This window comes from Pseudoalteromonas sp. G5_S1_54_S4 (genome assembly GCF_054968565.1).
The window spans coordinates 1-9,474 of sequence record NZ_JBQKUL010000075.1 but is presented as its reverse complement, the minus strand read 5'-3'; the positions used below and the strand labels follow the sequence as shown (position 1 = coordinate 9,474).

The following is a 9,474-nucleotide window of genomic DNA, read 5'->3' as shown; positions in this document are numbered from 1 at the left end:
AGTTAATTCACACTCTAGGAATGCTAATTTTTTACTATACTCGGGAATTTCTTTAATTCCTGATTGGTTTGCAACCCATAATGGAATTAAAGTGTTTTCGCTTTCAATAAAGATTTCTTGCGAAACACGGTTTTCAACTATTAGCTTATTTGGTATTGAAGAAAGGATCGTTTTTTTGGGAAAGTGAAAACGTCCATTTTGATCTGTGCTTGCAGTATCTCGGTGGACTTTTTCATCTATGTAGATTAATGAGCGAATTATTTCTAAGTTGGCAACTGGTGTGCCATTGTCTGTAACAACACCATTGACTTAAGGGCTTAAAAATACTTCTTTCTTCTTTTTGAACCAGCTAAACATATCTTCTCCTTGACTAATGGCTGGGAAAATAATCACATAAACAAGAATGAATAAGATAATGAATCGAGGGCTATAGCTAGATTTATTCATAGGCAATCCTTGCATATTTTTATTGAACTCTAATTGAGAATAAAACACATGTAAAGTTAAATACCCTGTTTTTTTAACCTTTCAGAGAGCCTGTAATTTGAGTAACCAGATTTAGCAGTTGATTGATTAAACCGCCACTAACGTCTTTTATTTGTTTGTTGGTGATTTTAAAGTTTTCAATAAAATCTATTTCAAACTCTCTTTTATAACTGTTACTTTTTCTTATATCATATACTCTTGCCGCAACGCTCGCAGCTGTGCTAGGTGACAACTTATTATTCATAACTCAACCTCCTTCCCTGTAAAAAGCTCTGTAATCTTATTGAAATCTCCATCATGTATTTTGTACTTTATCTCTCCGTTCTCTATGATATGTGTTGGTATATAGTCATCTTCCCATCTACAAATACTGGAGGCTATCCTATTTAAATGCTCATTATTGTAATTTTTGAACTCAAACCTGACTAATTTATTTGTTATTTCGCAATTTATGAATGCTAATTTGTTGGTATATTCAGGTATTTCTTTAATTCCAGACTGATTAGCACTCCAGAGCTCAATTTTATTATCATCATTTCGGATAAATATTTCTTGGGAAATACGGTTTTCAACGATAAGTTTTTCGGAATTGAGGAAAAAATTGTTTTTTTTTGGAAAATGAAAGCGCCCATCTTCATCGGTAATTGCAGTGTCACGACGGTCAATCTCATCTAAATACATTAATGATCGTATTATTTCTAAGTTGGCAATTGGTGAGCCATTTTTTGTAACAATACCATTGACTTCAGGGCTTAAAAATACTTCTTTTTTCTTTCTTAACCAGCTGAACATATCTTCTCCTTGACTAATGGCTGGGAAAACAATCACACAAGCAACAATAAACAAGATAATGAATCGAGGGCTGTAGCTAGATTTATTCATAGGCAATCCTTGCATATTATTGGACTTTAAAAGTGAGAGTACACGTATTTATAATGAATCAACAGTAAGCTTTTATATAACCTCGAACTTTGATACTTTTAGTGAGAATTAGCGCGTTTATTATGTACAGGCTATACATCTTTATTGCCGCTCAATAATTTCCATGTGCTTAGCGCACCTAAAAATAAAGAGCAGTTATTATGCAAAAAAATAATCAATCTCACGTTACACAAGCTGAATATAAAGCCACCATAAAACGGCTTGAAGAGTTTAGCCGCTTTACCGACAGCAGCATTGGTATTCCGTTTACTAAATTTAGTTTCGGTGTCGAATCATTAATTGGGCTATTGCCAGTGGTAGGCGATTTAGCCGGGCTTATCTTATCTGGCTATGTACTTATTGAAGCGCAAAGGTTAGGCGTTAGTAAACGAGTAAAGAGCCGGATTATTTTAAACATGTTAGTTGATTTTGTAGGTGGGCTCATTCCATTTTTTGGTGATATTTTTGATGCCATGTTCAAAGCAAATACGCGCAATACCCGTATACTTAAAAAGCATTTAACCGATAAGCTAACCACAAATCCATAAACCATTTAAGTTAATAAATGTGTAATTAGCCCCCATTATTAACTATTTATTTGGTATCAAAGAAGTACTTAGCGATGACCTGTTTTTGTTGCCCAAACTGATCAGAAATTCCAATTCCAATCCCAATTATTTCACCTTGTGCTTGCGGTGGCTCAGCTTGCATGACTTTATTAAACGCAGCCAATGCAGGGTTTTGCTCATTTGCAAGTAGGGTTAAATGTGGCTGAAAGTTTTGAAACACATTTGGGCTACCATAACGCTCAAAGGCCACGAGTTTATTAGGGTAATGCTTTACCCAACTTGGTACTGGCGCTTGATGATCGCGAAGTGGTTCAAGTTTAAGTGTCACTTCATCGGCTAAGCGTTGTAACTGATAAGATTTTTCTAAGTCTATAAAGGCCCAATTACTGGCAGATACACTAAACCCATTGGCTTTTATCTCAAACGACTGATGATCTTTTACAATACGCTCTACCACTTGCTTAATTTCGTTTTGTGCTTCAAATGGGTAATCAGTTAAATACAAGGTGGCATGCACGGGTAACCCTTGTTGGTAAAACGTAGTAATTTGGTGCGTAGCCAATTCATCGCTGGTGTTAGCGACTAGCTCAACGATAGGCTTAGAAGGAATAGCAAATACGTTAATACTTATGCTTTTTGCATAACTGCTGGCAGAAGTAGCCAACAGTGTTAAAAAAGTAAAAGAGATAAATAGCCACGAAAAAGAGCTGTGTTGTTTAACCATAAGAGTGAGTCAATTTAGGTTTTTGGTTGGTGTATGGTAAGGGTAATTAAGTGATCAGTAAATAAGTGCATAAAGTTTTATATTTTTGATTTTATGACTAATATTATTTTAGCTCAAATTAATAACCATTTGGATTATGAATATTGCTTCTAGCAATATTCAACTCCCTGTATTTACTGCTCTTAAAATTGCTCCAAGGAACGTTCAATGATATTTAAAGCGCTTAAAAAGTTAACAAAAACAGTACGCTTTTCTATTCGTTTGACGGTTGTGGCAGTATTTGTGTTGGCAACGTCTATTACCGCTATTATAGCCACGAGCTTACAGTATTATTTCAGTGAAAAAATGGCGCTCGAGTCGAATGTGCAACACTTTAATATGACCACTCAATCGGTTGCTGATTACCTAACACGCATTAATGAAAAATCTGAAAATACTTTATATATGATGGTAAAAAACACCTCGTTAGTCGGTGAAAACCTTTCAGATAAAACAGAGCTACGAAATGTATTAAGTGAAATGATGGATTTGAACCCTTTGTTTTATGCTTTTTATATGGGCTATAACAATGGTGACTATTTTGAGGTTATTAATCTTGAAAGTAGTGCGATGGTTCGTCAGCGCCTTGGTGCAACGGATAATGACCGCTGGGTCGTTATTCAAATAAAATCTGAAGAAGGGCAAAGAATACAGCAAACGCTTTATTTTGATGCGTCATTTAGCTTAAGAGAAAAAACCAAAAAACCGACGTATTTTGATCCCCGCGAGCAAGTATGGTTTAAGCAAGCAAACTCACAGCAAGTAAACAAAACCAAGCCTTATCTATTTACCGATTTACAAACCTCTGGGCAAACGTATTCGATTAAGATAGCGGGTAAAAACCATGTGCTTGGCTTAGGGGTTATCGTTGATAACATGTCTAATTATTTAATCGAACAGCAACAGCGTTTGGAGATGCACAGCTCAACACAGTTACTTATTTATAACCGAGAAGGAGAAATTATTTCATCAAATCAGCCCTTTAGCTCAACGGTTGAGGCAAGGCTAAATCGGTTGATACTGGATGAGCAACAGCAAAAAATAGTTGCCAAATACCCTACTATCACAGTTTCAAATGAAACCAATTGGGCACCTATGGATTTTAGTGTCAGTGGTAAGCCTAAAGGCTACAGTGTTGAATATATAAATGCGATTGCTGAACTGTTGGGTATTAAGGTTAATTATATTAATGGACTCAGTTGGCAAGAATTACTTAATTTATTTGAAAATAAGCAGATAGATGTGATTCATCCGGTACTTAATACACCATCGAATAATACATTGGGTATGCTCAGTACACCCATGGTAAATTTGCCTTTAAGTATCGTTAATCAACAAAACAACCCACCAATCACCCACATACAGCAACTTGCTGGTAAGTCAGTTGCAGTGGGTGAGGGCTGGTCAATTGTAAAAACATTGCAAGCGCAATTTCCAGAAATTAACTTAGTAGAGGTTCCCAATACAAAAACGTTGTTAACGCATGTAGCCAATGGTGATACCTATGCGGGAATAGACAGCAAAGCCGTATTGCAATATATACAGCAGCAATTTTTTATTGAGGGGATCCAGTACAATCCGCTTGATGAAGACAGTGCCGCGCTTTTTTCAAATGACTACCATTTATTGTTTCAAAACCAAGACGCACAATTAAAAGCTTTGTTTGATTACGCCGCCACGCAACTTCCTCTGCAATTTAAACAACAGCTTAGTGATAAATGGCTCAATACTAACTCAGGGAAAAAATCAAAAATTGTAGGCACTGTTCCTGATGAGCAATTAATCACTTTATTGGATGATGATAGTAACTTCTCTAAGCTACAGTTAGTGAACATTAATGGTAAAGAACAGTATGTTTTTATTAAGCCACTATCTGATTATTTAGCGCTAGCTAGTACGGGCTATTTAGCCATTATGGTTTCTAAAGAAGATGTATTGAGCTCCACAAGAGAAAAAATAAAGCTTTCAATAATAATTACGGTTGCCTGCTTAATTATGATGTTACCAGTGTCGTGGTTTTTTGCATCCCCCATTGTCGGTCCTATTAAAACGCTGGTGGGTGAAAACAATAAAATTAAAAATCGGCAGTTTAAACAAGTCTCGACTTTAAAAAGTCATATTAAAGAAATTAATACGTTAGCTTACTCTATGGTTGATATGAGTAAGTCGATACAGCAACATGAAGACAGTCAAAAAGCACTCATGGCGTCGTTTATCGAGTTAATAGCACAAGCCATTGATGATAAATCTCCCTATACAGCGGGGCATTGCGAGCGCGTACCTGAACTCGGTATTGAGCTTGCTAAGGCCGCTTCAGAGTCAGAGTTACCCGCTTTTAAAGGGTTTAAGTTTAAAAATGATGATGAGGTTGAAGAATTTAGTTTAGCCGCTTGGCTACATGATTGCGGTAAAATAACCACTCCAGAGCACATAGTTGATAAAGGCACTAAGCTGGAGACTATTTATAATCGTATTCATGAAATTAGAACGCGTTTTGAGGTACTTTGGCGAGATGCCGAACTTGATTACTATAAATCATTGCAACACAGTCCTCAAAATCAGCTCGACTTAACCAAGCAGTTGGCAGCTAAACAGCAACAGTTGCTGGACGACTTTGCTTTTATTGCACAATGTAATATTGGCGGCGAAAAAATCACAGAAGCTGCCCTTGAGCGTTTAAGTGCGTTGAGTAATATTACTTGGCAGCGTCATTTTGACGATAAGTTGGGGCTTTCACCAGTAGAAATGTATCGCTATGAAGGGACTGATGACACGCTTCCCATCACAGAAAAATTACTCAGTGATAAACCTTGGCACTTAATTCCTCATGATAAGCCGATTGAATATGATGAGCGTTTAGGGATTAAAATTGCCCCATGTAAATATAAATATAACCTAGGGGAGCTTTATAATTTAACAGTTTCAAGAGGCACTCTTACTAAAGAGGATAGGTTTAAAATTAATGAGCACATGATAAGTACGATACGTATGCTCGATACACTGCCGTTCCCTAAAGAACTTGAGCGCGTACCGCGTTATGCCTCTACCCATCACGAAACATTAATCGGCACAGGCTATCCGCGTAAACTCAATGCGGATGACTTATCGATACCAGAACGAGTATTGGTGCTAGCTGATATTTTTGAAGCCCTAACGGCGGCCGACAGGCCCTATAAAAAGGCAAAAACACTCAGCGAGTCGATGAGTATATTAGCTAAAATGGTGGCCGATCAGCATGTTGATAAAGCCGTATTTGAATTATTTTTAAGTTCAGGTATTTATCTTGATTATGCTAAGCGTTATCTCAATGCTGAACAAATAGATGAAGTAGATATTTCTAAATATATAACTTAGGGCCAAAGCGTTAAAATTAAACCGCTTAGCGCTAACAATGTTTTTAATCGCTTGTTTTTTACTTTGTAGATAAAAGTACGTACAATTCGCCTCGTTTTTAGTGCGCTTTATATTAGTTTTATATGGCTATAAAGCATCGGGTTCAAACGAGTATACGAAGTATTTATGCACCAAGTAGCTGATCTGATTTCTATTTTCGAACACACTTTTTACCAAAGCTATAACACGCGTTTGGTAAAAGGTGAGCATGAGCCTATTTACATTCCCGCAAATGATACAACCCCGCATCATCAAATTGTGTTTGCCCATGGTTTTTATGCCAGCGCATTGCATGAAATAGCCCATTGGTTAGTGGCAGGTTCTCAGCGCCGCTTAGTTGAAGATTATGGATATTGGTATTGCCCTGATGGGCGCGATGCTTCACAGCAAGCGGAGTTTGAATTAGTAGAGGTAAAACCTCAAGCAATAGAGTGGGCATTGAGTGTGGCTGCCGGGTTTGATTTTAACGTATCGGTAGATAATTTAAATGGTGAGCAAACATGTCGATTTGCGTTTCAGTCTCGCGTTCATGCAAAGTTATTAGAGTTATTGCAAAACGGGTTTAACCCAAGAACAACCTTACTATTAAAAGCACTGTGTAAATTTTATAACACCACGTGGCCATTACATGCTGCGCAGTTTTCATGGCATTCTCCCGAGGAGTTAAAAGATGCAGTTTAAGTTAGGATTGATTGTAAATCCGGTCGCAGGGCTCGGTGGTAGTGTTGCGCTTAAGGGCAGTGACGGTGAAGACACCGCTGCTAAAGCCATTGCATTAGGTGCAGAGCCTAAGTCAAATAGCCGCACTAAAGCTGCACTTGAAGTGCTTGTACCTCATCAATCAAACATTACTATTTATACTGTTAATGATGAAATGGGGGAGCAAACAGCAAAAGCGTTGGGCTTTAATACGCAAGTGGTTTATCAAAGTAACTCACCCACAACCAGTGACGATACCGAAGCTGCAGCTCGTTTATTACAGCAACAAGGTGTAGATTTAATCTTATTTGCTGGTGGCGACGGAACGGCGCGCAATATTTGCCATGCTGTAGAAGACTCTGTACCCGTGTTGGGCATTCCTGCTGGGTGTAAAATTCATTCCGGCGTCTATGCCATAACGCCAAAAGCCGCAGGCCGTGTAGTTGAAATGCTGGTAAAAGGTGAATTGGTAACGCTAAGCGATGCCGATGTCATGGACATTGATGAAGTCGCCTTTCGCCAAGGAACAGTAAAAGCAAAACGTTATGGTGAAATGCAAGTGCCAAGTGAAGTACGCTATGTACAAGCGGTTAAAAATGGCGGTAAAGAAACCGATGAATTGGTACTTGCTGATATTGCCGCTTATGTGGTCAGTGAAATGGATGCCGATACCCTCTATGTAATGGGCAGTGGCTCTACCGTTGGCGCAGTGATGGAAGAGATGGGGCTTGATAATACGCTGCTCGGTGTTGATTTAGTTGAAGATCAAGCTTTAGTAGGGCAAGACCTAACAGCACAGCAACTTCTTGAACTTACCAAAGAACGTGAAACAAAGTTAGTGATCACCCTAATTGGCGGCCAAGGGCATATTTTTGGTCGAGGTAATCAACAACTCAGCCCTGCGTTAATTAAAGCGATAGGCCGCGATAATATTATTGTGGTGGCTACTAAAACAAAATTACAGGCTTTAAATGGCCGACCGCTGATTTGTGACACCGGCGATAGCAAATTAGATGATGAATTAAGCGGTTATATACGTGTAACCAGTGGGTTTAACGACCATATTATGTATGCAGTAGGTCATCAAGATGGGCTGCACCTTGAGGAGAAGTAACACATGAGTTTAGTAAATTACATAGATGCTGCGCAGCAATATTTTGATGACTTAGTGATAAAAGCAACCGATGACGAGTTATTTGCTGGCGGTTATTTACGCGGCCACTTTGATTTAGCGGTAGGGTATGCCCAAGTTGAAGAGTTAAATCTAGAAATTGCAGAACTAAACGACACCGTTGAAAAAAGCTTAGTAAAAGCTTATCGCAATGGCGAACTTAATGAAGATGATAAAGCACTCGTAGTAAGAATATGGGATGAAGTAAAAGCACTCGCATAAGCTTTTTTATTCATTAAAAATAGCGCGGCTACTGAGCCGCGTTTTTTTGTGCCTAAAAAAGAACTTGTTTATTCAGTTAAAATTTACCTCATTCCTTAGATACGCTAAAGTAGTACAGTCTAAATTCTAGGGAACAAGTGAAATGAATAACAATAATGATGCGACAATGCCAACTGGCATAGTTGCGCGATTTTTAAATTTTGTTGAGCGGGTAGGTAATAAGCTGCCTGATCCAGCAATTATCTTTTTGTTTGCCATGTTATTAATCTGGTTTTTGTCTTGGTGGTTTTCAAGCGTCACATTTGATGCAATAGACCCTCGTACTGGCGAAGCCATTATTATTAATAACATGCTTGCCAGCGATTCGTTGGCCACTTTTTTATCTTCTATGGTAAAAACATTCACCGGTTTTGCGCCACTGGGTGTAGTACTGGTTGCTATGCTATGCTAGGTGTAGGCGTTGCAGAGCATTCGGGCTTTATTAATACCGGCCTTAAATTAATGCTCAAAGTAACGCCTAGAAAATTACTAACACCCTCAATTATTTTGGTAGCTATTGTGAGCCATACGGCTACCGATGCAGGGTATGTGCTGGTTATTCCACTTGCTGGGGTAATATTTTTTGCAGCAGGTCGTCATCCGCTTGCCGGTATTGCAGCGGCATTTGCAGGGGTTAGCGGTGGCTTTGGCGCTAACTTTATTCCATCTGGGATTGACCCGTTACTGCAAAGCTTTACGCAAAGTGCAGCACAAATTATTAATCCAACAATGAGCATTAACCCGCTTAATAACTGGGGCTTTGCTTCAGCATCAAGCTTATTTATTGTAATGTTAGGCTGGTACATCACCGATAAAATTATTGAACCACGTTTAAAAAATTCACCAGTTGATGGCGAAACTCAAGACCTACCAGCATTTGAAGATGCCCGTAGTGACGAAAAGCGCGCCTTTCTTATTGCTAGTTCCGTAATGATTGCAGGTATTGCGTTATTAGCGTACGTATCCGCACCAGCTGATTCAGCGATGCGCAGCAGCGATGGCTCTTTAACAAACTTTAGCTCACCACTAATGCAATCAATAGTACCGCTGATATTTTTGTTATTTTGGATCCCAGGCGCAGTATATGGTTTTACCGTAGGCACCTTTAAAACCTCTAAAGACATGATAGATGCAATGAGCAAAGCCATGAATGGTATGGCGTATTACATTGTTATGGCATTCTTTTGTTCATTATTCATTGCTGCATTTAG

At 38.5% G+C, this 9,474-nt stretch carries 9 protein-coding genes and 2 pseudogenes; 6 read left to right on the top strand and 5 right to left on the bottom strand.

The window, feature by feature from the left end:
• The 4 genes and pseudogenes from ACTRWE_RS18235 to ACTRWE_RS18220 form a co-directional block, all read right to left on the bottom strand.
• Positions 1–297, bottom strand: a pseudogene (locus tag ACTRWE_RS18235) (DUF6795 domain-containing protein); the annotation flags it as partial.
• Positions 298–309: 12 nt separating this feature from the next.
• Positions 310–447, bottom strand: a complete 138-nt coding sequence (locus ACTRWE_RS18230) for a hypothetical protein (RefSeq protein ID WP_350655121.1) — start codon at positions 445–447, stop codon at positions 310–312.
• A 73-nt stretch (positions 448–520) separates the two neighbouring features.
• The gene (locus ACTRWE_RS18225) at positions 521–730 is read right to left on the bottom strand and encodes a hypothetical protein (RefSeq protein WP_036956884.1); all 210 of its coding nucleotides are present in this window, start codon (positions 728–730) and stop codon (positions 521–523) included.
• On the bottom strand, positions 727–1,368 hold the full coding sequence (locus tag ACTRWE_RS18220; RefSeq protein WP_350655120.1) for a DUF6795 domain-containing protein: 642 nt from the start codon (positions 1,366–1,368) through the stop codon (positions 727–729). Before ACTRWE_RS18220 ends, ACTRWE_RS18225 begins: the two co-directional genes overlap by 4 nt.
• A gap of 200 nt (positions 1,369–1,568) precedes the next feature.
• Between ACTRWE_RS18220 and ACTRWE_RS18215 the strand changes: the two genes are divergently transcribed.
• Complete coding sequence (locus ACTRWE_RS18215) at positions 1,569–1,955, top strand: DUF4112 domain-containing protein (protein WP_024602799.1); 387 nt, start codon at positions 1,569–1,571, stop codon at positions 1,953–1,955.
• A 46-nt stretch (positions 1,956–2,001) separates the two neighbouring features.
• Here ACTRWE_RS18215 and ACTRWE_RS18210 read toward each other — a convergent pair whose 3' ends face one another.
• Positions 2,002–2,700: a 2'-5' RNA ligase family protein gene (locus ACTRWE_RS18210; protein WP_350655119.1), complete on the bottom strand. Its 699-nt coding sequence runs from the start codon at positions 2,698–2,700 to the stop codon at positions 2,002–2,004.
• Positions 2,701–2,907: 207 nt separating this feature from the next.
• Between ACTRWE_RS18210 and ACTRWE_RS18205 the strand changes: the two genes are divergently transcribed.
• The 5 genes and pseudogenes from ACTRWE_RS18205 to ACTRWE_RS18185 form a co-directional block, all read left to right on the top strand.
• A complete protein-coding gene (locus ACTRWE_RS18205; protein WP_462880449.1) occupies positions 2,908–6,093 on the top strand; it encodes an HD domain-containing phosphohydrolase in 3,186 nt (1,061 codons plus the stop codon).
• Positions 6,094–6,258: 165 nt separating this feature from the next.
• A complete protein-coding gene (locus ACTRWE_RS18200) occupies positions 6,259–6,813 on the top strand; it encodes an elongation factor P hydroxylase (RefSeq protein WP_076921562.1) in 555 nt (184 codons plus the stop codon).
• Positions 6,803–7,945, top strand: coding sequence for an ATP-NAD kinase family protein (locus ACTRWE_RS18195; RefSeq protein ID WP_462880448.1), 1,143 nt, complete (start codon positions 6,803–6,805; stop codon positions 7,943–7,945). The genes ACTRWE_RS18200 and ACTRWE_RS18195 overlap by 11 nt, the downstream gene beginning before the upstream one ends.
• Before the next feature lie 3 nt (positions 7,946–7,948).
• Complete coding sequence (locus ACTRWE_RS18190; protein ID WP_010391380.1) at positions 7,949–8,224, top strand: YfcL family protein; 276 nt, start codon at positions 7,949–7,951, stop codon at positions 8,222–8,224.
• 142 nt (positions 8,225–8,366) lie between these two features.
• A pseudogene (locus ACTRWE_RS18185) lies at positions 8,367–9,474 on the top strand (AbgT family transporter); the annotation flags it as partial.